This window comes from Streptomyces polyasparticus, from assembly GCF_014493765.1.
GTDB lineage: Bacteria > Actinomycetota > Actinomycetes > Streptomycetales > Streptomycetaceae > Streptomyces > Streptomyces polyasparticus.
This window is the reverse complement of record NZ_JACTVJ010000004.1, coordinates 20,652-42,478: the sequence shown is the minus strand read 5'-3', so window position 1 is coordinate 42,478 and position 21,827 is coordinate 20,652. Positions and strand designations below refer to the sequence as shown.

Sequence of the window (21,827 nt, the reverse complement as noted above, 5' to 3'; positions counted from 1 at the left end):
CCTTACCGTGCTCTCATGCCGAACCTGCCCGACGTGGTGCTGTGGTCCATACCCGCCTTCATCCTGCTCACGGTCATCGAGATCGTGAGCGTACGGCTGCATCCCGACGAGGACGCCGCCGGATACGAGACCAAGGACGCCGCCACCAGCATCACCATGGGGCTCGGCAGCCTGGGCTTCGACTTCCTGTGGAAGATCCCGGTCGTCGCGATCTACACCGCGGTGTACGAGCTCACGCCCGCCCGCGTGCCCGTCCTGTGGTGGACGGTGCCGCTGATGCTGCTCGCGCAGGACTTCTTCTACTACTGGTCCCACCGCGGCCACCACGTCATCCGCATCCTGTGGGCCTGCCACGTGGTCCACCACTCCAGCCGCAAGTTCAACCTCTCCACGGCCTTGCGGCAGCCGTGGACCTCCGTCACGTCCTGGCCGTTCTATCTGCCGCTGATCGCCTGCGGTGTGCACCCGGCCGCGCTCGCGTTCTGCTCCTCGGCGAACCTCGTCTACCAGTTCTGGATCCACACCGAGCGCATCGACCGGATGCCCCGCTGGTACGAGTTCGTCTTCAACACCCCGTCCCACCACCGCGTCCACCACGCCTCCCAGGGCGGCTACCTGGACCGGAACTTCGGCGGGATCCTGATCGTCTGGGACCGGATGTTCGGCTCGTTCGTGCCGGAGACCGAGCGCTGCGTCTTCGGTCTGACCAAGAACATCGAGACGTACAACCCACTGAAGGTCGCCACCCACGAGTACGTCTCCATCGCCAAGGACCTGAAGGCGGCGCGGAGTTGGCGTGAGCGGGCGGGGCGGGTCTTCCGGGGGCCGGGCTGGCAGCCCGAGACCGCCGCCGCTCCTGTGACCCCGTCCGTGCCTGCGGCCGCTGCCGACGCGGCACAGGAGCGCGTCGCGTGAGGCGCCCTTCGGTGGTCTTCGCGACGGCCTTCGGCGTCGCGCTCGCCGGTGACCTGGTCTCCCTGCTCGCCGGCTGGGACCTCGGCCACACGGTCTGCAAGCCCCTGCTCATGCCGCTGCTCGCGGCGTACGCGGTGGTGCGGGGCGCACCGCGGCTCCTGCTCGTCGCACTGTTCTTCGGCTGGTGCGGCGATGTGCTCCTGATGTTCGACGCCGACGCGGCCTTCCTCGCCGGGATGGGCGGCTTCGCTCTCGGGCATGTCTGCTATCTCGTGCTCTTCGCCCGCCACGGACGGCGCGGTGAGCGCGCCGACTTCCTGCTCGCCACGTACAGCGTGGTCCTCGTCGCCACCCTGCCCATGCTGTGGCCCGACCTCCCTTCCGAACTGCGCATCCCGGTCGTCGCGTACAGCCTGCTGCTCACGGCGATGGCCTTCAGGGCCGCGCGGATGGGCGCCGTCGCCGGGGTCGGCGGTGCGCTCTTCCTGCTCTCGGACACCCTGATCGCCACCGGCATCGCCGACTGGCCCCAGCTGCCGCGCCCCGACTTCTGGATCATGCTCACGTACGCGGCGGCGCAGGCGCTCCTGGTCAGGGGTGTGCTGACCCGTATCGACGCGCAGAAGGCACCGGGCACGGCGTACGGTGAGAGCCGCGCGGCCGTCTGACGCGGACGCGTCCGTTTCACCCCGTACACCCGAAGGAACACCGCCATGCGCGCCACCACCATCCACGCCCCGTACGACATGCGTGTGGAGGAGGTGCCGGACCCGAGGATCCAGGAGCCCACGGACGCGGTCCTGCGCGTCCTGCGGGCCTGCATCTGCGGCAGCGACCTGTGGGCGTACCGCGGTGAGGCCGCGCGGCAGAAGGGGCAGCGGATCGGGCACGAGTTCCTCGGCATCGTCGAGGAGACCGGCTCCGACGTCCGCGGGTTCAAGGCCGGTGACCTGGTCGTCGCCCCGTTCATGTGGTCCGACGGCACCTGTGACTACTGCACAGAGGGTCTGACCACCTCCTGCGAGCACGGCGGTTTCTGGGGCGCGGTCGGGCACGACGGCGGCCAGGGCGAGGCCGTGCGCGTCCCGCACGCCGACGGCACCCTCGTGCAGCTGCCCGCCGACGCGGCCTCCGACGACCACCTGCTCTCGGCGCTGCTCACGCTCTCGGACGTGATGGGCACCGGTCACCACGCGGTGCTCGGCGCCGGTGTCCGCGAGGGCTCCACCGTCGCGGTCGTCGGTGACGGCGCCGTCGGCCTGTGCGCGGTGCTCGCCGCGAAGCGGCTCGGCGCCGAGCGGATCATCGCGCTCGGCCGCCATCAGGTGCGGACCGACATCGCCCGGAAGTTCGGCGCCACCGACGTGGTCGCCGAGCGCGGCGAGGAGGCCGTCGAGGCGGTACGTGCGCTCACGCGCGGCCAGGGCGCGCACTGTGTCGTCGAGGCGGTCGGCACCGAGCAGTCGATGAAGACGGCCGTGAACATCACCCGCGACGGTGGTGCGATCGGCTTCGTCGGCGTCCCGCACGGCAGCGGCACGGGCCTCGACCTCGGCGTCATGTTCGACCGCAACATCGCGCTGCGCGGCGGCGTCGCCCCGGTCCGCACGTACATTCCGGAACTTCTGCCGGACGTGCTCGCGGGCACGATCGACCCGTCCCCGGTCTTCGACCTCACGGTCGGTCTGGACGAGGTCCCGGAGGGCTACAAGGCGATGGACGCGCGTACGGCGCTGAAGGTGATGGTCAAGCCGTAGGGCTCAGCCCCACAGAGGCCTGTCCCACCAAATGGGCGCGGGCACCGCAGTGAGCAACGCCGACACCGCCACGACCGCGCCGAGGACCACCACCTCGGCGCGGGCCGGCACCATCGCCGACCACGGATCGCCGCCACGCTTCAGCCGTGCGCGAGCCAGCACGGCGAGCACCGCGATCACCACCACGAGCAGCAGCTTCGCGAACAGCACCCGCCCGTAGGCGGTGTCGAACACCGAGTCGAGCGGCAGCTTGCGCAGCGTCGAGCAGATCCCCGACGCCGTGATCGCGGCGAACAGCACCGCCGCCACCCGCGCGTACAGCCCGAGCAGCGCGGCCGCGGGACGGGGCCACGCCCGCCAGAGCCGCATCGTGCGCAGCACCCACAGGAGGCCGCCGGCCCAGAGCGCGGCCGAGCTCAGGTGCACGAAGGTCAGCGCGCTGCCGACCAGCGGATCCTCCTCGGGACCGATGGAGGGGTGGGCCCGCAGCGCCTCCGCCGCGGCCACCACCGCGAGCGGCAGCGCAGCGCTGCCCGGGCGCCGGGACTGGGCGCAGAACCCGGCAGCGATGAACGCGTTCACCTCGAGGAGCGCGAGCCGCCCGTCCGTGGTCTGCCACAGCCGGCCCGGCCGCAGCTCGGCCAGGGTGTCCGGCGGGATGTTGCCGTTGGCCACGATCAGCGCGAGCCCCACCGCGGCCACCGCGCCGAGGAAGGCCGCAGGCCCCGACCAGTTCACCGGGCGCGGCGCGGGCGCGTCCGGCACCCTGCGGGTCAGCCATCCGCCGGCCGTGTGACCGGCGAGTACGCACAGGGCGCCGAACATGACCGTACGAAGCAGCGTGACCAGATCGATCCCGGGCGCGGCCGCCTCGCCCGACTCGTGCAGGGCGAGATCGGGGCCGAGGAGCGGCACGAGGGCGGCCAGCAGGACGAGGACGAGCACGGCCCCGCCGCGCCGCAGAGCGGATCTTCGCTCGGCGGCCGACGGAGCGTCAGGTCCCACGCTGCCGTCGCTGTCTTCGGCCACGGGGGCCGCAACGGAGGGGCGGGATACGGTCATTGATCAATTTTGACGGAAACAGTGTGATTATGGCAACGCTCGACCGCTGAACTGGTGGTCCGTCAGGCGCCGGGAATGGTCTGCCGGACAGCAGGAACGACCCGCAAGACACCATGATCGATCCGTCAGACGCCCAGAACGACCGGCAGCGCCTCCAGATCGTTCTGCGTCAGCACCGGCGCCTTGCGCAGCTCCTGCGACGGCACCGCGAGCCGCAGACCGGGGAAGCGCGCGAACAGCGCGGGCAGCGCGATCGCCGCTTCGAGGCGCGAGAGCGCCGCGCCCGGGCAGATGTGCGGACCGTGCCCGAAGGCGATGTGACGCCCGGCGTCCGCCCGGGTGATGTCGAAGGAGTCGGCGTCGGGCCCGTGGAACTCCGTGTCGCGGCCGATGGCCCGGTACGACATCACCACGCCCTCGCCCTTCTCGATCACGAACCCGCCCGCCTCCGCCACCACGATGTCCTCGGTCGCGAACCGCATCAGGAGATGGGTGACAGGCGGGTCCCAGCGCAGCGCCTCCTCGATCACGGCCTCCCAGGAGACCTGGCCGTCGAGCACCATCGCCAGCTGGTCGGGATGGGTGAGCAGACCCCGTACGGCGCTGAGGATCAGCGAGATCGTGGTCTCGTGACCCGCCGCGATCATCGACTGGAGATTGCCGGCCACTTCCTCCTGGCTCATCGGCGCACCGCCCTCGTCCGCCAGGATCAGTGCGCTGGTGAGGTCGTCGCCGGGCGCGGCCTTCTTCTCGCGGACCATGTCCAGGAAGATCCCGTACACCTCCGCCATCACGGCGAGCCGCTCCTCCTGCGGGGTGAGCAGCGAGAAGAAGGCCTTCCACAGCCGCATCTGCCGCGGTATCTCCGACTCCGGTACGCCCATCAGCGAGCAGACCACGGCCATCGGCAGCGGTCCGGCGAACACGGGCTTGAGGTCCACGGTCGCGCCCGGCGTCTCCTTCGCCTGCGCGGCCATCTCGTCCAGGAGCCGCGTGGTGTACCCCTCGATCGCCGGCCGCAGCTCCTCCACCCGGCGGGCGGTCAGCGCCTGCGCGATCTTCGTCCGCAGCCGCCGGTGCTCGGCGCCGTCCGTGGTGAACATCGAGGGCGGTACGTCGACCATGCCGATCAGCGGCCAGGCGTGCGTGACCTCGCCCGAGGCGAACAGGCCCCACTGGTTGATGTCCTTGACCAGACGGGAGTCGGTGAGCAGCCGCCGGGCCACGGGCTGCGAGGTGACGGTCCACGCGGGCACGCCGAGCAGATCGATCCGGGCGATGGGACCGGCCGCGCGCAGCCGGGCGGTCTCGCCGTCGAGGTCCTTGACCAGCGGGTCGATGGCGAGGGCGGACGGGGACTGGTTCAACGTGACCTCCGGGGCGGGAAGGATGCGAGGCGCGGCAGGACACGGTGATGGTGGCCGCCAACTCCCTTCCCGGGGAAGGGGGTTGGCCCGGTTCAGTCGCTCCAGGCCGCCGGATCGGCGTTCAGTCGCTCCAGGCCGCCGGATCGGCGCCCCACGGCCCCGGTCCGCCCGTCCAGTCGGCGGGCCCGCCCGTGTACGTCACCGGCGACTTGGCGTACCGCAGGCGCCCCGACGGGCCGTCCGTCTCTGCCAGATGACGCTCGCTCTCATACGTCCCTTCGGGCACGGCGGCGGACGGCAGCCCGCACAGCCAGTGCGCCGTCTGCGCGAGCGCGTACTCCAGCTGCCAGGTGCCGCCGGCCGTCCGGCGTTCCGTGAGGGCCCGCAGCACGCCCGCCGCGAGCAGATAGCCGGTGCCGTGGTCGAGCGCCTGCGCGGGCAGCACGCCCGGCTTCGCGTCGGTCCCCTCGGCCTCGGCGATCCCGGTGGCCACCTGCACCAGCGAGTCGAACCCGCGGCGCTCCGCCCACGGTCCGTATGCGCCCCAGGCCGAGAGCCGCGCCACGACGAGGCCGGGCCGCCGTTCGGCGAGCGCGGCGGGGGAGAGGCCGAAACGGTCGAGCGCGCCGGGACGGTACCCGGTGACCACCGCATCGGCCCCGGCGAGCAGTTCCTCGAAGGTACGGCGGTCCGCGGCCCGGTCGAGGGAGAGCAGCGCGGAACGCTTGCCGAAGCCGGTGTCCGCGTGCTGGTCGGGCAGTTCGGGCCGCTCGGGGGTGTCGACGCGCAGCACGTCGGCGCCGAGCAGCCCCAGCGTGCGGGTGGCGACGGGCCCCGCGATGACCCGGGTCAGGTCGAGCACGCGCGGCCGCCCGCCCGGCTCCCGTACCGCCGGAGCATCGTCGGTCCGGGCCAGGCCGAGCAGCGGCCGGCGGGCCACCTCCGCACCCTGCTCATGGGCCGCCCACTCCTTCGGCGACCGCAGCGCGACCGCGAGACCGCCCGCCGCGTACACCGCGTCCTCCACCTCCAGGGAGGTGCGCCCGGCGATCTCCGCTTCGAGCCGGGACGCGTCGGCGCCGAGCGCGGACAGCAACGCCGCCCGGTGCCATGGGTAGTTGGCGTGGGTGCGCACCCAGCCGTCGGCCGTGCGCCACATCCGCGACAGAGGCGCGAAGGACTCCGGCGCCCGCCCGTCGACCCGCAGCTGCCGCTCGCTCACGAACGCGGTGGCCACGGCCCCGTCGTCGACGGTCACCGCACGGTCGCCGCCCGCGTACTCCGCCGCCGCCAGCGCGCACACCGCGACACAGGTGCGGGCGGCGCTCAGCACGGGCAGCCGAGCGGGCAGCACGTCACCGGCGCCCCGGTGGGCGATCCGCGGCAGCAGGGCGGGATCGCCGCCCAGCAACTGCCATACGGGGGCGACAGGATCCGAGGGGTTCAACCGGGCCTCCACAGAAGACGAAAGAACTGCGGGCCGCCCCACCAGGGGCGGCCCGCAGCACATAGAACAGGACTACCTCACGGCACCCGTGCCTAGTTCACCGCATCCAGCGCGTCCACGATGCCGGCCCCGTAGAAGCCGTTCGTGCGCTTGCCCTCCTTGCACCACGCGTCCACGACACCGTCGCCGTTGCCGTCGTACGGCTCGGTCGGGCAGCCCGGGTTGTCGGCCTGCGCCTTGAGCATCGCCTGCAGCTGCGCGGGGCTCGCCCACGGGTGCTCGCTCTTGAGGAGTGCGGCCACGCCCGCGGCGTGCGGGGACGCCATCGAGGTGCCCTGCATGTAGTCCCAGCCGCCGCCCGGCACGGTCGACAGGATGCGGCCGTTCTTCTCGGGGGTGTCCGGGATCTGGTACTTGTCACCACCCGGCGCCGCGACATCGATGACGCCCTTGCCGTACGTGGAGAAGTACGACTTGGTGCCCTTCACGCCCACGGAGCTGACCGTCACGACACCCGGCAGCTGGGTCGGGATGTCGAAGCACTCGTGGGGGTCGATGGTGCGGGTGATGGGAGTGGGGACGTCGTCCGGGCTGGAGTCGTCCACGATCGCGTCGGAGTCGAGGTCGTGGTTGGAGTTGCCCGCAGCCGCCACGTTGAGCGTGCCCTTGCGCTGGGCGTACAGCTGGGACCGGTTGACCGCGTCGACGATGGCCCGCTGGTCGGGGTCGTCCATGCAGTTGTACAGCCACGGGTCCACGTAGTAGCTGTTGTTGGTGATCTCGATGCCCTTGTCGGCGGCGAAGACAAAGGCGCAGACCACGCTCTCCGGGAAGAAGAGCTGGCTGTCCGGCTCGGAGACCTTGATGCCCGCGACCTTCACGCCGGGCGCCACGCCCGCGACACCGATGCCGTTGCGCGCGGCGGCGATCTCGCCGGCCACATGCGTGCCGTGGTCGTGGTCGGGCTGGTACGGACGCCAGGCGCCGGGGGAGGTGTCGGGCTTGCCGCCGACACAGTTCGCGGACTGCGAGGCCGAGAAGTTGGGCGCGAGGTCCGGGTGGGTGTCGTCCACGCCGGTGTCGATCACGCCGACGGTGACCTTGGAGCTGCCGGGGTTGATCTTCGCGGCCTTGTCCGCGCCGATCGCGCGCAGATCCCACTGTTCGGCCTCGAGCGGCTCCTGGCCCTCGCCCGCCCGCTCACGGATCTTCGCGGCCTCGGCCGCCGTGAGCTTGTCGGTGTCGCCTTCGCGGGTGATACCCGCGGGCGTGAGCGGCGCCGTGCGGGTCGCGCCCGCACTCTGCACGCCGCGCACCTTGCGTATCTGCTCGCCGAATGCGGGGTTCGTCGAGTGGACGACGATCACACCTATCTGCCGGTACGTGATGACGATTTCGCCACCGGCCCTGGCTATCGCCTTCTCCACGGAGGAGATCGTGCGGTGGTCCGTCCGCGTGTTCACCACATAGGGCAGCTTCGGACCGGTCTGCGTCGTGGCGGCCGGAGTGTCGGCGGCCGGGGTCGCGGCCTGGGCGGCCGGCGCGATGCCGAGCGTGGCCAGGGTCAGGACCAGGCCCAGCGGCGCAACGAGACGACGCCGTCTGGAACGCAGATGAGTCATGGGATCTCCACTTCATCCGTTTGAGGGTGGGTGCTTCATCCGATGCGCCGAAATGGCACGAACCACCTGAATGGTCGGGGCAGTTGGCGCGTACAACGAACGTGAAGCTATAGCCCGTTCCGAGGGCCGAGCAATGGGGTGGGGAGAGTGATCGGAAAAGTTTCCGACTCAACGGGTGGGGCGTTGAACCACATCGCGCGCGTCGCCGTGCGGTTGGCAGGGGGAAAAGCCAGCATCAGCCCCCTGCCGGATCACGTCACGGAGGACCGAGTCGCCCTCCGGATCGCGTGATCCCCGTACCTGCGAGGTCGTATGTCCCCAGCCAGTGCACCCGTCGCGCAAGGAGTCCCCGTGGCCACCGACGCACCACCGCCGTCGAAGGGCGGAACAGAGCCCGTCACGCCGTCGACCGAGGCGTACCGGGAAGTTCAGGAAAGTGCGGAGTTCGGTGAACTGCGCCATGCGCACCGTTCCTTCGCCTTCCCGCTCACCGTCGCCTTCATCACCTGGTACCTGCTGTACGTGCTGCTCTCGAACTACGCGGGCGGCTTCATGGGCACCAAGCTCTTCGGCAACATCAATGTCGCCTTCGTCTTCGGTATCGCCCAGTTCGTCACCACGTTCCTCATCGCCTGGTGGTACTCGAAGCACGCCGCCGAGAAGCTCGACCCCAAGGCCGAGGCGATCAAGTCCCGTCTGGAGGGCGGCGCATGAGCCCCATGATCACGCTCGCGGCCAATGAGGCCAGCGAGCACCGGCCACTGATCATCTCGCTGTTCGCGGCCTTCGTCGTCGCCACGCTCTTCATCACGATCTGGGCCGGCAAGCAGACCAAGGACGCCTCCGACTTCTACGCGGGCGGGCGTTCCTTCAGCGCGTTCCAGAACGGTCTCGCGGTCTCCGGCGACTACATGTCGGCCGCGTCGTTCCTCGGTATCGCGGGCGCCATCGCGCTGTTCGGCTACGACGGCTTCCTGTACTCGATCGGCTTCCTCGTCGCGTGGCTGGTGGCGCTGCTCCTCGTCGCCGAGCCGCTGCGCAACTCAGGCCGCTACACGATGGGCGACGTCCTCGCGTACCGCATGCGCCAGCGCCCCGTGCGGACGGCCGCGGGCACCTCGACGATCGTCGTCTCGATCTTCTATCTGCTCGCGCAGATGGCGGGCGCGGGCGTCCTCGTCTCGCTGCTGCTCGGCATCACCTCGGACGCGGGCAAGATCGCCATCGTGGCGCTCGTCGGCGTCCTGATGATCGTGTACGTCTCCATCGGCGGCATGAAGGGCACCACCTGGGTCCAGATGGTCAAGGCCGTGCTGCTCATCGGCGGCACGCTCCTGATCACCTTCCTTGTGCTGCTCAAGTTCAACTTCAACATCTCCGACCTGCTCGGCACCGCCGCCGAGAACAGCGGCAAGGGCGCGGCGTTCCTGGAGCCCGGTCTGCAGTACGGCGCGACCGCCACCACGAAGCTGGACTTCATCTCGCTCGGCATCGCCCTGGTGCTCGGCACCGCGGGCCTGCCGCACATCCTGATCCGCTTCTACACGGTGCCCAACGCCAAGGCCGCCCGTAAGTCCGTGAACTGGGCGATCGGCATCATCGGCGGCTTCTACCTGATGACCATCGCGCTCGGCTTCGGCGCGGCGGCGCTGATCTCGCAGGACGAGATCATCGCGTCCAACCCGTCCGGCAACACGGCCGCACCGCTGCTCGCCCTGCACATCGGCGGCGTGGATTCCGCCTGGGGCGCGATCCTGCTCGCGGTGATCTCCGCGGTCGCCTTCGCCACCATCCTGGCCGTGGTCGCGGGTCTCACCCTGGCGTCCTCGTCCTCGTTCGCGCACGACATCTACGCGAACGTGATCCGGCGGGGCAAGGCCACCGAGAAGGAGGAGATGCGCGCCGCGCGCCTGGCCACCATCGGCATCGGTGCGGTGTCCATCCTGCTCGGCGCCATGGCCCGCGACCTCAACGTCGCCGGCCTCGTCGCCCTCGCCTTCGCGGTCGCCGCGTCGGCCAACCTGCCGACGATCCTCTACAGCCTGTTCTGGAAGCGCTTCACCACCCAGGGCGCGCTGTGGTCGATCTACGGCGGTCTGATCGTGGCCGTCGGTCTGGTGCTCTTCTCGCCGGTCGTCTCGGGCGACCCGAAGGCGATGTTCCCGAGCGTGGACTTCGCCTGGTTCCCGCTGAAGAACCCGGGCCTGATCTCCATCCCGTTCGGCTTCCTGATGGGCTGGCTCGGCACGGTCCTGTCCAAGGAGGAGCCCGACACCGGCAAGTACGCGGAGCTCGAGGTCCGCTCGCTCACCGGTACCGGCGCCCACTGAGGCACCAGGGACACGCCCCCGCTCGCGGCCGCGTCGTAGAGACCTACGACGCGGCCGTGGCCGTAGCTGTGCGATCAACACCCTGATGTGTGTCCGACCCCTCGCGTAGGCTTTCAGCAGAGAAGCATTCTCTGATGTCGCCGATTCGCCGAGGAGGGGGCCAGGTGCTCATCGACACGTTCGGCCGCGTGGCCACCGATCTGCGGGTCTCACTGACCGACCGGTGCAATCTGCGGTGCACCTACTGCATGCCCGAAGAGGGACTGCAGTGGCTGGCCAAGCCCGATCTGCTCACCGACGACGAGATCGTCCGGCTGATCCGTATCGCCGTCACGCAGCTCGGCATCGAAGAGGTCCGCTTCACCGGCGGCGAGCCGCTGCTCCGCCCCGGGATCGTCGGCATCGTCGAGCGCGTCGCGGCTCTGGAGCCGCGCCCCAAGATGTCGCTGACCACCAATGGCATCGGTCTCAAGCGCACCGCCACCGCCCTCAAGGCGGCGGGCCTGGACCGGGTGAACGTCTCGCTGGACACCCTGCGCCCCGACGTCTTCAAGACCCTCACCCGCCGTGACCGCCACCAGGACGTCCTCGACGGCATGGCCGCGGCCCGCGACGCAGGCCTCACCCCGGTCAAGGTCAATGCGGTCCTGATGCCGGGCCTCAATGACGACGAGGCCCCTGACCTCCTCGCCTGGGCGATGGAGAACGATTACGAGCTCCGCTTCATCGAGCAGATGCCGCTCGACGCCCAGCACGGCTGGAAGCGCGACGGCATGATCACCGCCGGTGACATCCTGGAGTCGCTGCGCACCCGCTTCACCCTCACCGAGGAGGGCCAGGAGGAGCGCGGCTCCGCCCCGGCCGAGCGCTGGATCGTCGACGGCGGCCGGCACACGGTCGGTGTGATCGCCTCCGTCACGCGCCCGTTCTGCCGCGCCTGCGACCGTACGCGCCTGACGGCCGACGGCCAGGTCCGCACCTGCCTGTTCGCCACCGAGGAGACCGACCTGCGGGCGGCCCTGCGCGCCGAGGACTCCTCGGACGAAGAGGTGGCCCGCCTGTGGAAGCTCGCGATGTGGGGCAAGAAGGCCGGTTCCGGCCTTGACGACCCCACCTTCCTGCAGCCCGCCCGCCCCATGTCGGCGATCGGCGGCTGAGCTTCCTCCCGTCGTACGAGAAGGGCCCCGCCGGCACGTCGGCGGGGCCCTTCTCCGTATACCTCAGGCCCTGAGCCCCAGGGTCGTCTGCCTCAGGACCGTTCCTGCGCCGCGTCCCAGTCGGCCAGCCGGACGACATCCTTCAAGAACCCTCGTACGCCCAGGAATTGGGACAGGTGCTCGCGGTGCTCCTCGCACGCCAGCCATGTCTTGCGACGCTCCGGAGTGTGCAGCTTCGGGTTGTTCCAGGCGAGGACCCAGACCGCATCGGTCCGGCAGCCCTTGGCGGAGCACTGCGGGGTGTCTGTGGAAGGTTCGGGGAGGATCACTCCTCAACCCTAAACGCTGCGGAAAAGGCGACGCCGAGCAGCCACGGGGGGAGCTGCCCGGCGTCGGTCCGTCGCTCCGACGGGGGATGCGGAGCGCGTACGAAGTATGTCACGCGTGACCCCGTGCGGTGCACCGGAACTACATGATTGATCTGAGCTTTTCTTGAGCTTTGCAGACCGGTGCAGGTCAGGTCCGCCCGCCCGATCCGTCCCGCGCCTCACCCGCGGCGGATTCCGGGACGGATTCCGCCGGTTCGGGTGCGCCGGGCGCCGGCAGCATCGGGCGTACGGGGGCCGGGACATAGGTCGAGGGCAGCGAAGGGGCGTTCTCTCGCCCTGCGTTGGCGATCACGACCGCGATATAGGGGAGCAGCACACCGGCCGCGAGCGCGACGATCGCCACATGCCGCTCCACGTTCCACAGCACGGCCGCGAGAATCACCGAAAGAGTGCGGATCGACATGGAGATGACATAGCGCCGCTGCCTGCCGCGCACATCGTCCGCGAGCGACTGCCGTGCCCCGGTGATCCGGAAGACCTCGGCCCCGCCCCCTGTGTGCTGCTTCCGCATCACGTTCCACCACCCGCTCGGACTGCCGGACTCTCCCCGGACCGGACACGCCTCCACGGTACGCCGGGCCTGCGCCGCATTCGAGACCGGGTCGGCCCCGGTCTGGGCGTATGTGCTGCGCCGTACCACGTATGGACGTGCCCGACATGCGCCGTATGGCCGAGGGGCGGAGACTGGCGGTACTGCTCACCCGTGCGCATATGAGGAGGCGGTCATGGGCTGGTTGTGGGCGATCATTGTGGGTTTTGTCCTGGGTCTCCTGGCAAAGGCGATCCTGCCCGGAAAGCAGCACATGCCGCTGTGGATGACCACGATCCTCGGCATCATCGGCGGTGTGGTCGGCAACTCTCTCGCCGCCGGCTTCGGCATCGACGAGACCAAGGGTGTCGACTGGGGCCGTCACGCGCTGCAGATCGCGGCCGCGGTCGTGCTGGTCTTCCTGGGAGACATGATCTACAAGGCGGTCAAGGGCGGCAGCAGAGAAACCACCTGAGTCCGCACAGATGAAAGAGGGGCCGGTCCGCACGGACCGGCCCCTCTTCGTCGTACGTACGGTCAGCCGGCGACGACCTCGATCGCGGCCAGGTTCTTCTTGCCGCGCCGCAGCACCAGCCAGCGGCCGTGCAGCAGCTCGGCCTCGGTGGCCACCGCGTCCTCGGCGGCGACCTTGACGTTGTTCACGTACGCGCCGCCCTCCTTCACGGTGCGGCGCGCGGCCGACTTGGACGCGACCAGGCCGACCTCGGCGAACAGGTCCGTGACCAGGCCCAGCTCGGTCACCTCGGCACGCGGCAGCTCGGACAGGGCGGCGGCCAGCGTCGTCTCGTCCAGGTCGGCGAGGTCGCCCTGGCCGAACAGCGCCTTGGAGGCGTTGATGACCGCGGCGCACTGGTCGGCGCCGTGCACCAGGGTGGTGAGCTCCTCGGCGAGTGCGCGCTGGGCGGTGCGGGCCTGCGGCCGCTCCTCGGTCAGCTTCTCCAGCTCTTCGAGCTCCTCGCGGGACTTGAAGGACAGGATGCGCATGTACGTGGAGATGTCACGGTCGTCCGTGTTCAGCCAGAACTGGTAGAACGCGTACGGCGTGGTCATCTCCGGGTCGAGCCAGATGGCCCCGCCCTCGGACTTGCCGAACTTGGTGCCGTCGGACTTCACCATCAGCGGCGTCGAGTAGCAGTGCACCTGCGCCTCGGGGTGCAGCCGGTGGATCAGGTCGATGCCGGCCGTCAGGTTGCCCCACTGGTCCGAGCCGCCCTGCTGGATGACACAGCCGTGGCGCCGGTACAGCTCCAGGAAGTCCATGCCCTGGAGCAGCTGGTAGCTGAACTCCGTGTAGCTGATGCCCTCCTGGGACTCCAGGCGGCGGGCCACCGAGTCCTTGGTGAGCATCTTGTTGACGCGGAAGTGCTTGCCGATGTCGCGCAGGAACTCGATCGCGGACATGCCCGCGGTCCAGTCCAGGTTGTTCACCATCTGCGCCGCGTTCTCGCCCTCGAAGGACAGGAACGGCTCGATCTGCGAGCGCAGGCGCTGGACCCACTCGGCGATGACCTCGGGGTCGTTCAGAGTGCGCTCCGCGGTCGGCCGCGGGTCGCCGATCTGGCCGGTCGCGCCGCCCACGAGGGCCAGCGGCTTGTGGCCGGCCTGCTGCAGCCGGCGCAGGGTGAGGACCTGGACGAGGTGGCCCACGTGCAGGCTCGCCGCGGTCGGGTCGAAGCCGCAGTAATACGTGACAGGGCCGTCCGCGAGCGCCTTGCGCAGGGCGTCTTCGTCAGTGGACTGGGCGAAAAGGCCGCGCCACTTCAGCTCGTCGACGATGTCCGTCACGATCGTGGGTCTCCTCGGGAGTGGTCGAAGCACCCACGGTCAGCCGCAGGCGCGCGTCCAGTCTATGGGGGCGGGGGTGCGCCGGCCGAACGCATTCCAGCCCGCAAGATCATGCGGCAACAGTGGAGCCCCCCCGCGGAGGGGCCGGGCCGCCGCCGCATGCGGCAACCCCGGCCCCTCCGTCCCGGCCCTCTCCCTCCCGGCTCACACCCCCTGACTGACCGAGCTCATGTTGAAGTCCGGGATGCGCAGCGCCGGCATCGCTGCCCGGGTGAAGTAGTCGCCCCACTCGCGCGGCAGCGTCTTCTCCGTGCGGCCCGCCTCCGTCGCGCGGCCGAGCAGGTCGACCGGCGACTCGTTGAACCGGAAGTTGTTCACCTCGCCGACCACCTCGCCGTTCTCGACGAGATACACCCCGTCCCGGGTGAGCCCGGTGAGCAGCAGCGTCGCCGGGTCGACCTCGCGGATGTACCAGAGGCAGGTCAGGAGCAGCCCGCGCTCGGTGGCCGCGACCATCTCGTCCAGGGACTGCTCGCCGCCGCCCTCCAGGATCAGATTGTCGATGTCGGGCGCGAGCGGCAGACCCGTCAGGCCCGCGCTGTGCCGGGTGGTGAGCAGATGTGCCAGCTCGCCCTCGCGGATCCACTCCGTGGGCGCGATCGGCAGGCCGTTGTCGAAGACCGACGAGGTGTCGCCCGAGGCGTGCGCGATCACGAAAGGCGCGGACTCCAGACCGGGCTCGCCCGGGTCGCTGCGCAGCGTCAGGGGCAGCTCGCTGAGCCGCTCGCCGACCCGCGTACCGCCGCCGGGCTTGGAGAAGACGGTGCGGCCCTCGACGGCGTCCCGGCCCGCGGCCGACCAGTACTGGTAGATCAGCAGATCCGCCACGGCGGTCGGCGGCAGGAGCGTCTCGTAGCGCCCGGCCGGCAGTTCGACGCGGCGTTCGGCCCAGCCGAGGCGCTGGGCGAGCTCGGCGTCCAGCGCACCCGGGTCCACGTCCTTGAAGTCCCGCGTCGAGCGTCCGGCCCAGGCCGAACGCGTACGGTCCGGGGACTTGGCGTTCACCTCCAGGGTGCCGTTGGGCTGGTCGTGCCGCAGCCGCAGCCCTGTCGACGTACCGACATAGGTCGAGGTCATCTCGTGGTGGGCGAAGCCGTACAGCTCGCGCCCGCCGGCGCGGGCGCGAGCGAAGGCCTCGCCGAGTGCGGGGGCGAAGTCGGCGAAGACGGCCGATGAGGTCTCGGCGGGGGAGTCGGAGAAGTCCGGCGACGCGGGGGTGCCGGTCACCAACTCCTGTGCGTCCTCTGCGGGTTCGCCCTCGCGCGCGGCCGTCTCGGCGGCCCGTACGAGATCGGCGAGATCGTCGGCGGTGACGGCCGAGCGCGAGACCACGCCCGAGGCCGTGCCCTCCTTGCCGTCCACGGTGGCGATCACGGTCAGTGTGCGGCCGCGGGTGACGCCGTTGGTGGTCAGCGCGTTGCCCGCCCAGCGCAGATTGGCGCTCGACTCCTCGTCGGCGATCACCACGCACCCGTCGGCGGTGGACAGTTCGAGGGCCCGCTCGACGATCTCGTGGGGCTTGGTCACACGGTTCGTACGAGAGCTCATCGGCCCGCCTCCTGGGTGGTGTTGAGGATGTTCACGTTCTGGAAGAGCGCCGACGGGCAGCCGTGCGAGACCGCCGCCACCTGACCCGGCTGGGCCTTGCCGCAGTTGAAGGCGCCGCCGAGCACATACGTGTCGGGCCCGCCGACCGCCGCCATCGAGCCCCAGAAGTCGGTGGTCGTCGCCTGGTACGCCACGTCGCGGAGCTGGCCCGCGAGCCGGCCGTTCTCGATCCTGAAGAAGCGCTGGCCGGTGAACTGGAAGTTGTAGCGCTGCATGTCGATCGACCAGGAGCGGTCACCGACCACATAGATCCCGCGCTCGACCCCTGCGATCAGCTCGTCCGTGGAGGGCCCCTCGGGCGCGGGCTGCAGCGACACATTCGCCATCCGCTGCACCGGTACATGCGAGGGGGAGTCCGCGTAGGCGCATCCGTTGGACCGCTCGAAGCCGGTGAGCTTCGCGATCCGGCGGTCCAGCTGGTAGCCGACCAGCGTGCCGTCCTTCACCAGATCCCAGGACTGCCCGGCCACGCCCTCGTCGTCGTATCCGATGGTCGCGAGCCCGTGCTCGGCGGTCCTGTCCCCGGTCACGTTCATGATCGACGAGCCGTACTCCAAGGTGTCGAGCTGGTCGAACGTGGCGAACGACGTGCCCGCGTACGCCGCCTCGTAACCGAGCGCCCGGTCCAGCTCGGTGGCGTGCCCGATCGACTCATGGATGGTCAGCCACAGATTGGACGGATCCACGACGAGGTCATAGCGTCCCGCCTCGACGCTCGGCGCCCGCATCTTCTCGGCCAGGAACTCCGGGATCTGCGCCAGCTCCTTGTCCCAGTCCCACACCTCCTTGCCGAGGTACTCCCAGCCGCGCCCCACCGGCGGCGCGATGGTGCGCATCGAGTCGAACTCCCCGGTCCGCTCGTCCACGGCCACCGCGGTCAGCTGCGGATGCAGCCGTACGCGCTGCTGGGTGGTGACGGTGCCCGCGGTGTCCGCGTAGAACTTGTTCTCCTGCACGGTCAGGAGCGAGGCATCCACATGCGCCACGCCCTCGGCACCGAGCAGCCGCGCACTCCAGTCGCTCAGGAGCGCGGTCTTCTCCGTGTCCGGCACATCGAAGGGATTGATCTCGTACGAGGAGATCCACTCCCTGTCGGCATGGACGGGCTCGTCCGCCAGCTCCACCCGCTCGTCCGACCCCGCCGCCTTGATCACCTGCGCCGACAGCTTGGCCATCGCCACCGCCTGCGAGGCCACCTTCGCGGCCGCGTCCATCGTCAGATCGACCCCGGAGGCGAAGCCCCAGCTGCCGCCGTGCACCACCCGTACGGCATAACCCAGATCTGTCGTGTCCGACGATCCGGAGGGCTTGGCGTCCCTGAGCCGCCAGGCGGCGCTGCGCACCCGCTCGAAGCGGAAGTCGGCGTGCTCGGCGCCGAGCGCACGGGCCCGGGCGAGGGCGGCGTCGGCGAGCGCGCGCAGGGGAAGTGCGGTAAAGGTCGCGTCGAGAGCGTGATGTGCTTGCGGCACTTCGGCACCAGCTTTCTGTAGGGACCCGACAGGGACTGCTCCGAGCCACTGTGGGTGACCGATTCTCCGTAACCGCGGCGGGCCAGATAAGTTTCCGGGTATCCGACCACTATCGAAAGGGTGATCCGTTGAGCCGCTCGGTTCTCGTCACCGGAGGAAACCGGGGCATCGGCCTCGCCATCGCCCGCGCGTTCGCCGAGGCCGGCGACAAGGTCGCGATCACATACCGCTCGGGCGACCCCGCCGACCTCGAGAAGCTCGGCTTCCTCGCCGTCAAGTGCGACATCACCGACACCGAGCAGGTGGACCAGGCCTACAAGGAGATCGAGGAGAAGCACGGTCCCGTCGAGGTGCTCGTCGCCAACGCCGGCGTCACCAAGGACCAGCTCCTCATGCGGATGAGCGAGGAGGACTTCACGTCCGTCCTCGACACCAACCTCACCGGCACCTTCCGCGTGGTCAAGCGTGCCAACCGCGGCATGCTGCGCGCCAAGAAGGGCCGCGTCGTCCTGATCTCCTCGGTCGTCGGTCTGCTCGGCTCCGCGGGCCAGGCGAACTACGCCGCCTCCAAGGCCGCCCTCGTCGGCTTCGCGCGCTCGCTCGCCCGTGAGCTGGGCTCGCGCAACATCACTTTCAACGTCGTCGCACCGGGTTTTGTCGACACCGACATGACCAAGGTGCTCACCGACGAGCAGCGCGCGGGCATCGTCGCCCAGGTGCCGCTCGGCCGGTACGCGCAGCCGGAGGAGATCGCCGCCGCGGTCCAGTTCCTGGCCTCCGACAACGCTTCGTACATCACTGGTGCCGTCATCCCCGTTGACGGCGGATTGGGCATGGGTCACTGACCATGAGCGGAATTCTCGACGGCAAGCGCATCCTCATCACGGGTGTGCTCATGGAGTCCTCCATCGCCTTCCACGCGGCCAAGCTGGCGCAGGAGCAGGGCGCGGAGATCATCCTGACCGCCTTCCCGCGGCCTACGCTCACCGAGCGCATCGCGAAGAAGCTGCCCAAGCCCACCAAGGTCATCGAGCTGGACGTCTCCAACGACGAGCACCTCGCGGGCCTGGAGGAGAAGGTCCGCGCCGAGCTCGGCGGGCTCGACGGCCTCGTGCACTCCATCGGCTTCGCGCCGCAGGACGCGCTCGGCGGCAACTTCCTCAACACGCCCTTCGAGTCGGTCGCGACCGCCATGCACGTCTCGGCGTTCTCGCTGAAGTCGCTCACCATGGCCTGCCTGCCGCTCATCCCCGAGGACACCGGCGGCTCGGTCGTCGGCCTCACCTTCGACGCCCAGTTCGCCTGGCCGCAGTACGACTGGATGGGCCCGACCAAGGCCGCGCTGGAGGCCACGTCCCGCTACATGGCCCGTGACCTGGGCAAGCGCAACATCCGCTGCAACCTCGTCTCGGCCGGTCCGCTCGGCTCGATGGCCGCGAAGTCCATCCCGGGCTTCACGGAGCTGGCCAGCGTCTGGGACAACCGTTCGCCGCTGGCCTGGGACCTGGCGGACCCGGAGCCGACCGGCCGCGCGATCGTGGCGCTGCTGTCGGACTGGTTCCCGAAGACCACGGGTGAGATCGTCCACGTCGACGGTGGTCTGCACGCCGTCGGCGCCTGACCGGTCGGCTCACCGCAGTGACGCAGAGGCCCTGTTTCCCGGAATCCGGGAAACAGGGCCTCGCCCGTTCGGCCCCCTCGCCCTGCGGCCCGCCCCCGAACACCGCACTCTGGAAGTCCAGTTCCCCCCTTGTGGTGCAGCCGCGTACGGCAGGTCTCTGCCGTGATGCGGTACGGCCGAGGAGGTCTTCCGAGTGGTGCGCAGGACGCGGCGGTACGGATCCCTCCTCGCGGGGCTGAGCCTGCTGCTGTTCCTGCCGTCCGGCACCTCCTCCGCGCCGGCTGCCGCCGAGTCCGCCCCACCCGAGCGCCCCTTCGGCGCCACCTGCCGTACGGAGGTCGAGGGCGCCCGGGTCACCGCGTACTGCCACAACCCGTATCCCGAGACCGATCACGTACGACTGCACGTCGAGTGCGACCGGTGGTGGGACATCGACACGGACGCCGTGGCCGTCGCGGCGGAACCCGCGCTGACCGTGCGCCTGGACGGGCGCTGCTGGAAGGAAGTCCGCTCGGCGTGGGTCAGCCACGACAAGCGGCCGTGACGGGCCGTGACCAGGCTCAGCGGTCCCGGTACGGGCCGCACATGAAGGGGTAGCTCGCGGCCTCGGACGCCGCCGCCTCGGTGTCCCCGCCGCGGATCGCGTCGAGCAGGCGCGTGTGGTCCATGTGGTTCTCCGGCCGCAGCGTCTCGCCGATGTCGTCGCGCAGCCAGGCCCGCAGCACATCGCCCAGATCCGCGTACAGATCCCGCAGGACGTCGTTGTGCGCGGCCGACACCACCGCGAGGTGGAAGGTCGCGTCCGCCTCGATGAACGCCTCGCGGTCACCGGACTCCCAGGCCTCCTCACGCCGTACGAGCAGCGCGTCGAGCTGCTTGAGATCGCGCTCGGTGCGCCGCTCGGCGGCCAGCTTGGCCCCGGCCGACTCCAGCGTGGCGCGCAGCTCGGCGATATGGCGGGGGTCCGCGTCCCCGAAGCGCTGCTGCATCACGCCGGCCAGCTCGCTCGTGGCGACGACATAGGTGCCCGAGCCCTGGCGGATGTCGAGCAGCCCGTTGTGCGCGAGCGCGCGCACCGCCTCGCGCACGGTGTTGCGGGCGACGCCCAGCTGCTCGACCAGCTCCGGCTCGGTGGGGATACGCGAGCCGACCGGCCACTCACCCGAGGTGATCTGGTTCCTGAGCGCGGCGATCACCTGGTCGGCGAGCGCCGAGCGCCGCGGGGACGACAGGGGCATGGGCTCTTCCTTCGGCGCGAGGCTTTTCGGGACGACCGTACAGCCGGCCGTGGAGGAGCAAGGGCGTTGGCCGGACAACGATTGGACAACCAATCATCCCATGATTCTATGATGGCTCCCATGGCCAGTGAGAAGTCGACCGTTCTGTCCCCGTCCGAAGCGGTCCCGAGCAGCAGCAGCGCGCAGTCCGAGCCCGGTTCGGCCGCGCGCTCCTGGGCTGTGCCCTTCGTGATCGCGGGCATCGTCCTGGCCGCCCTCAATCTCCGCCCGGCCATCACCAGCCTCGGTGCCCTGCTCGAAGAGGTACGTGACGGGCTCGGCATGAGCGGCTCCGTCGCCGGTGTCCTGACCTCCGTACCGCCCCTGTGCTTCGCCGTCTTCGGCAGCCTCGCGCCGCGCCTGGCCCGGCGGTTCGGGCCGGCCGCCGTGGTCTGCGGCGGCATGGCCGCGATAGCCACCGGCCTTCTCGTGCGTCCCTTCACGGGCAGCACCGCCGCCTTCCTCGCCACCAGCGCGCTGGCGCTCGCGGGCATCGCCGTCTCCAACGTGCTGATGCCGGTGGTCATCAAGGAGTGGTTCCCGCAGCGGGTGGGCTCGATGACGGGTCTGTACTCGATGGCCCTCGCGCTCGGCACCTCCCTCGCGGCCGCGATCACCGTGCCGATGACCGAGGCGCTCGGCGGCAACTGGCAGACGGGACTTGCCGTCTGGGCCGCGCTCGCGGCCGCCGCGGTGGTGCCGTGGCTGCCCGTGATGCGGGCGAAGCGCTCGGATGCCGCCCGGGCCTCCGCGTCCCCGAGCCCTGCGCCACAGGCCTCGGCGAAGCTGCGGATCACGCGCAGCCGTACGGCATGGGCGCTCGCCGTGTTCTTCGGGCTCCAGGCCACCGGCGCGTACATCACCATGGGCTGGATGCCGCAGATCTTCCGTGACGCCGGGGTCTCGGCGGAGACGGCCGGTGTGCTGCTCGCGATCACCATGGCCGTGGGGGTGCCCCTGTCGTTCGTGATCCCGCGGACCGCGGCCAGGATGAACCACCAGGGCCCGATCGTCGTCGTCCTCGGCCTGTGCGGACTCATCGGCTACACCGGTCTGTATCTCGCCCCCGCGGGCGGCGCCTGGGTGTGGGCGCTGGTGCTCGGCATCTCCAACTGCTCGTTCCCGCTGGCCCTGACGATGGTCGGGATGCGGGCGCGTACGGGCGCGGGCGTGGTGCAGCTGTCGGCCTTCGCGCAGAGCGCGGGCTATCTGCTCTCGATCCCCGGGCCGCTGCTCGTGGGTGTGCTCTACCAGCACAGCGGCGGCTGGGAGGCGCCGATCGTCCTGATGGGCGCGCTGCTCGTGCCACAGATCCTCTTCGGCGTGATGGCCGGACGGCAGCGGACCGTCGAGGACGAGTGCGCGGCCTGAGCTCTTCCACGGCAGGACCCCGGCGGCGGGGGAGTGGGCA

The 21,827-nt window shown here is 70.3% G+C and carries 21 protein-coding genes; 11 read left to right on the top strand and 10 right to left on the bottom strand.

All coding sequences use genetic code 11. The features are described 5' to 3' along the window. Positions 1–15: 15 nt before the first annotated feature. The 3 genes from H9Y04_RS04485 to H9Y04_RS04475 are packed head-to-tail and all read left to right on the top strand — an operon-like array spanning position 16 to position 2,672. The gene (locus H9Y04_RS04485) at positions 16–915 is read left to right on the top strand and encodes a sterol desaturase family protein (protein ID WP_187812342.1); all 900 of its coding nucleotides are present in this window, start codon (positions 16–18) and stop codon (positions 913–915) included. Next, a complete protein-coding gene (locus tag H9Y04_RS04480; RefSeq protein ID WP_187812341.1) occupies positions 912–1,583 on the top strand; it encodes a lysoplasmalogenase in 672 nt (223 codons plus the stop codon). Before H9Y04_RS04485 ends, H9Y04_RS04480 begins: the two co-directional genes overlap by 4 nt. Positions 1,584–1,628: 45 nt before the next feature. Then, entirely contained in the window at positions 1,629–2,672 is a 1,044-nt protein-coding gene (locus tag H9Y04_RS04475; RefSeq protein ID WP_187812340.1) for a zinc-dependent alcohol dehydrogenase family protein, read from the top strand. A 3-nt stretch (positions 2,673–2,675) separates the two neighbouring features. Here the strand turns inward: H9Y04_RS04475 and H9Y04_RS04470 are convergent, their stop codons facing one another. The 4 genes from H9Y04_RS04470 to H9Y04_RS04455 form a co-directional block, all read right to left on the bottom strand. Then, the gene (locus H9Y04_RS04470) at positions 2,676–3,734 is read right to left on the bottom strand and encodes a CopD family protein (protein ID WP_187812339.1); all 1,059 of its coding nucleotides are present in this window, start codon (positions 3,732–3,734) and stop codon (positions 2,676–2,678) included. A 125-nt stretch (positions 3,735–3,859) separates the two neighbouring features. Continuing rightward, a complete protein-coding gene (locus H9Y04_RS04465) occupies positions 3,860–5,101 on the bottom strand; it encodes a cytochrome P450 family protein (protein WP_214660862.1) in 1,242 nt (413 codons plus the stop codon). A gap of 121 nt (positions 5,102–5,222) precedes the next feature. Next, complete coding sequence (locus H9Y04_RS04460) at positions 5,223–6,548, bottom strand: CoA transferase (RefSeq protein WP_438818072.1); 1,326 nt, start codon at positions 6,546–6,548, stop codon at positions 5,223–5,225. Positions 6,549–6,640: 92 nt separating this feature from the next. Next, the gene (locus H9Y04_RS04455; protein WP_187812337.1) at positions 6,641–8,170 is read right to left on the bottom strand and encodes a S8 family serine peptidase; all 1,530 of its coding nucleotides are present in this window, start codon (positions 8,168–8,170) and stop codon (positions 6,641–6,643) included. 351 nt (positions 8,171–8,521) lie between these two features. On the opposite strand from H9Y04_RS04455, the gene H9Y04_RS04450 reads away from it, so the two are divergent. The 3 genes from H9Y04_RS04450 to moaA all read left to right on the top strand — a co-directional run bounded on the left by H9Y04_RS04450 (position 8,522) and on the right by moaA (position 11,657). Next, positions 8,522–8,884: a DUF485 domain-containing protein gene (locus H9Y04_RS04450; RefSeq protein WP_187812336.1), complete on the top strand. Its 363-nt coding sequence runs from the start codon at positions 8,522–8,524 to the stop codon at positions 8,882–8,884. Next, the gene (locus H9Y04_RS04445; protein ID WP_187812335.1) at positions 8,881–10,500 is read left to right on the top strand and encodes a monocarboxylic acid transporter; all 1,620 of its coding nucleotides are present in this window, start codon (positions 8,881–8,883) and stop codon (positions 10,498–10,500) included. Before H9Y04_RS04450 ends, H9Y04_RS04445 begins: the two co-directional genes overlap by 4 nt. 164 nt (positions 10,501–10,664) lie before the next feature. After that, positions 10,665–11,657, top strand: coding sequence for a GTP 3',8-cyclase MoaA (gene moaA, locus H9Y04_RS04440; protein WP_308800859.1), 993 nt, complete (start codon positions 10,665–10,667; stop codon positions 11,655–11,657). Positions 11,658–11,749: 92 nt separating this feature from the next. Here moaA and H9Y04_RS04435 read toward each other — a convergent pair whose 3' ends face one another. Further along, on the bottom strand, positions 11,750–11,986 hold the full coding sequence (locus H9Y04_RS04435; protein WP_187812333.1) for a hypothetical protein: 237 nt from the start codon (positions 11,984–11,986) through the stop codon (positions 11,750–11,752). A 187-nt stretch (positions 11,987–12,173) separates the two neighbouring features. Continuing rightward, positions 12,174–12,557: a DUF3099 domain-containing protein gene (locus H9Y04_RS04430; RefSeq protein ID WP_187812332.1), complete on the bottom strand. Its 384-nt coding sequence runs from the start codon at positions 12,555–12,557 to the stop codon at positions 12,174–12,176. Between the two features lie 214 nt (positions 12,558–12,771). Between H9Y04_RS04430 and H9Y04_RS04425 the strand changes: the two genes are divergently transcribed. After that, on the top strand, positions 12,772–13,050 hold the full coding sequence (locus H9Y04_RS04425; protein WP_187812331.1) for a GlsB/YeaQ/YmgE family stress response membrane protein: 279 nt from the start codon (positions 12,772–12,774) through the stop codon (positions 13,048–13,050). Between the two features lie 62 nt (positions 13,051–13,112). Here H9Y04_RS04425 and tyrS read toward each other — a convergent pair whose 3' ends face one another. The 3 genes from tyrS to H9Y04_RS04410 form a co-directional block, all read right to left on the bottom strand. After that, positions 13,113–14,381 carry a tyrosine--tRNA ligase gene (gene tyrS, locus H9Y04_RS04420; RefSeq protein ID WP_187812330.1) on the bottom strand — a complete coding sequence of 423 codons (1,269 nt, stop codon included), beginning with the start codon at positions 14,379–14,381 and terminating at the stop codon, positions 13,113–13,115. A 204-nt stretch (positions 14,382–14,585) separates the two neighbouring features. Next, complete coding sequence (locus H9Y04_RS04415; protein ID WP_187812329.1) at positions 14,586–15,989, bottom strand: TldD/PmbA family protein; 1,404 nt, start codon at positions 15,987–15,989, stop codon at positions 14,586–14,588. After that, positions 15,986–17,518, bottom strand: coding sequence for a TldD/PmbA family protein (locus tag H9Y04_RS04410; protein ID WP_187812328.1), 1,533 nt, complete (start codon positions 17,516–17,518; stop codon positions 15,986–15,988). Before H9Y04_RS04410 ends, H9Y04_RS04415 begins: the two co-directional genes overlap by 4 nt. A gap of 128 nt (positions 17,519–17,646) precedes the next feature. Between H9Y04_RS04410 and fabG the strand changes: the two genes are divergently transcribed. From fabG to H9Y04_RS04395, 3 genes are all read left to right on the top strand, one after another. Next, positions 17,647–18,363, top strand: coding sequence for a 3-oxoacyl-[acyl-carrier-protein] reductase (gene fabG, locus H9Y04_RS04405; protein WP_187812327.1), 717 nt, complete (start codon positions 17,647–17,649; stop codon positions 18,361–18,363). Positions 18,364–18,365: 2 nt separating this feature from the next. Continuing rightward, positions 18,366–19,139 carry an enoyl-ACP reductase FabI gene (gene fabI, locus H9Y04_RS04400; protein WP_187812326.1) on the top strand — a complete coding sequence of 258 codons (774 nt, stop codon included), beginning with the start codon at positions 18,366–18,368 and terminating at the stop codon, positions 19,137–19,139. A 196-nt stretch (positions 19,140–19,335) separates the two neighbouring features. Next, on the top strand, positions 19,336–19,683 hold the full coding sequence (locus tag H9Y04_RS04395) for a hypothetical protein (protein WP_187813031.1): 348 nt from the start codon (positions 19,336–19,338) through the stop codon (positions 19,681–19,683). Positions 19,684–19,699: 16 nt separating this feature from the next. Here H9Y04_RS04395 and H9Y04_RS04390 read toward each other — a convergent pair whose 3' ends face one another. Next, on the bottom strand, positions 19,700–20,377 hold the full coding sequence (locus H9Y04_RS04390) for a FadR/GntR family transcriptional regulator (RefSeq protein WP_187812325.1): 678 nt from the start codon (positions 20,375–20,377) through the stop codon (positions 19,700–19,702). A 111-nt stretch (positions 20,378–20,488) separates the two neighbouring features. Between H9Y04_RS04390 and H9Y04_RS04385 the strand changes: the two genes are divergently transcribed. Further along, on the top strand, positions 20,489–21,787 hold the full coding sequence (locus H9Y04_RS04385; RefSeq protein ID WP_438818071.1) for a CynX/NimT family MFS transporter: 1,299 nt from the start codon (positions 20,489–20,491) through the stop codon (positions 21,785–21,787). Positions 21,788–21,827 lie beyond the last annotated feature (40 nt).

Excerpts from the sequence above, each read along its gene's own strand:
- H9Y04_RS04475 (WP_187812340.1), top strand. The coding sequence starts at position 1,629 with ATGCGCGCCACCACCATCCACGCCCCGTACGACATGCGTGTGGAGGAG.
- H9Y04_RS04425 (WP_187812331.1), top strand. The coding sequence starts at position 12,772 with ATGGGCTGGTTGTGGGCGATCATTGTGGGTTTTGTCCTGGGTCTCCTG.
- H9Y04_RS04470 (WP_187812339.1), bottom strand. The coding sequence starts at position 3,734 with ATGACCGTATCCCGCCCCTCCGTTGCGGCCCCCGTGGCCGAAGACAGC.
- H9Y04_RS04390 (WP_187812325.1), bottom strand. The coding sequence starts at position 20,377 with ATGCCCCTGTCGTCCCCGCGGCGCTCGGCGCTCGCCGACCAGGTGATC.
- H9Y04_RS04430 (WP_187812332.1), bottom strand. The coding sequence starts at position 12,557 with ATGCGGAAGCAGCACACAGGGGGCGGGGCCGAGGTCTTCCGGATCACC.
- H9Y04_RS04415 (WP_187812329.1), bottom strand. The coding sequence starts at position 15,989 with ATGAGCTCTCGTACGAACCGTGTGACCAAGCCCCACGAGATCGTCGAG.
- H9Y04_RS04385 (WP_438818071.1), top strand. The coding sequence starts at position 20,489 with ATGGCTCCCATGGCCAGTGAGAAGTCGACCGTTCTGTCCCCGTCCGAA.
- fabI (WP_187812326.1), top strand. The coding sequence starts at position 18,366 with ATGAGCGGAATTCTCGACGGCAAGCGCATCCTCATCACGGGTGTGCTC.
- H9Y04_RS04485 (WP_187812342.1), top strand. The coding sequence starts at position 16 with ATGCCGAACCTGCCCGACGTGGTGCTGTGGTCCATACCCGCCTTCATC.
- H9Y04_RS04455 (WP_187812337.1), bottom strand. The coding sequence starts at position 8,170 with ATGACTCATCTGCGTTCCAGACGGCGTCGTCTCGTTGCGCCGCTGGGC.
- H9Y04_RS04445 (WP_187812335.1), top strand. The coding sequence starts at position 8,881 with ATGAGCCCCATGATCACGCTCGCGGCCAATGAGGCCAGCGAGCACCGG.